This window comes from Nocardiopsis halotolerans DSM 44410 (assembly GCF_000341065.1).
GTDB classification, from domain to species: Bacteria; Actinomycetota; Actinomycetes; order Streptosporangiales; family Streptosporangiaceae; genus Nocardiopsis; species Nocardiopsis halotolerans.
The window spans coordinates 1-1,058 of sequence record NZ_ANAX01000279.1 but is presented as its reverse complement, the minus strand read 5'-3'; the positions used below and the strand labels follow the sequence as shown (position 1 = coordinate 1,058).

At 75.6% G+C, this 1,058-nt stretch carries 1 protein-coding gene; it reads right to left on the bottom strand.

The window, feature by feature from the left end; genetic code table 11:
* Nucleotides 1-211: 211 nt before the first annotated feature.
* Nucleotides 212-1,058: [protein-PII] uridylyltransferase family protein (locus tag D455_RS31205; protein WP_017572670.1), on the bottom strand; the 847-nt coding region annotated here is incomplete at its 5' end.

Below are 1,058 nucleotides of genomic sequence, written 5' to 3'. Positions count from 1 at the left end.
GCCGCCCACCGGCCGCGCGCCACACCACGGACGGCCTGAGCCCTCCCGGAGACCACCAGCCACCACCACGGGCCGCACCACTCCCGGCCCCGGCACCCCCGCGCCCTCCACTCCTCCGGCGCGGGGGTGCCCACTCCGGGGACGCGGTGGACGACTCCGGGCCCCGCACGCAACGGGAGCCCCGGGGATCGGGGAAACCTCCCGCCCGCGGTCAGTCGTCGTAGAAGACGCGCTCCATCACCGCACGCGCCCGGCGCGTGGCGCGCAGGTAGTCCTCCGTCAGCTGCTCGGCCGGGCCCTCCCACACGCCCTCCTCGTCCTCGCCGCTGCTGTAGCCCATCGCGCCCGCCAACGCCGCACGCAGCCGCAGGTCCGAGGGCAGCGAGTCACCGCCGCGGCCGCGCACCAGCATGACCATCCCGCGCACCCGCGACGCCAGCCTCCAGGCGGGCTCCAGCACCGCACCGTCCTCCTCGTCCAGGAGCCCGTGCGCCACGGCCGCCCGCAACGCCTCCAACGTGCCCGTGGTCCGCAGGTCCGGGTACTCGCGGGCGTGGCGCAGCTGGATCAGCTGGGCCACCCACTCCACGTCCGACAGCCCGCCCCGGCCCAGCTTCGTGTGCAGCGTCGGGTCGGCCCCGCGCGGCAGCCTCTCGGCCTCCATCCGCGCCTTCAGCTTGCGGATCTCCAGCACCGCCGCGGAGTCGATGCCCCCCTCCGGATAGCGGATCGGGTCGATCAGCGCGGTGAAGGCCTCCCGCAGCCCCGGGTCGCCCGCGACCGGCGCGGCCCGCAGCAGCGCCTGGCTCTCCCACACCTGCGACCAGCGCCCGTAGTAGGCCGCGTACGACTCCAACGTGCGCACCACCGGCCCGCTCCGGCCCTCCGGGCGCAGGTCGGTGTCCACCTTCAGCGGAGGCTCGGCCGCGGGCATCTCCAACAGCCGCGTCAGCTCCCGCACGACGGCCAGCGCCTGCTTGGTCGCCGCACCCGTGTCCACCCCCGGCAGGGGATCGTGCACGTACATCACGTCCGCGTCGCTGGCGTAGGTCAGCTCC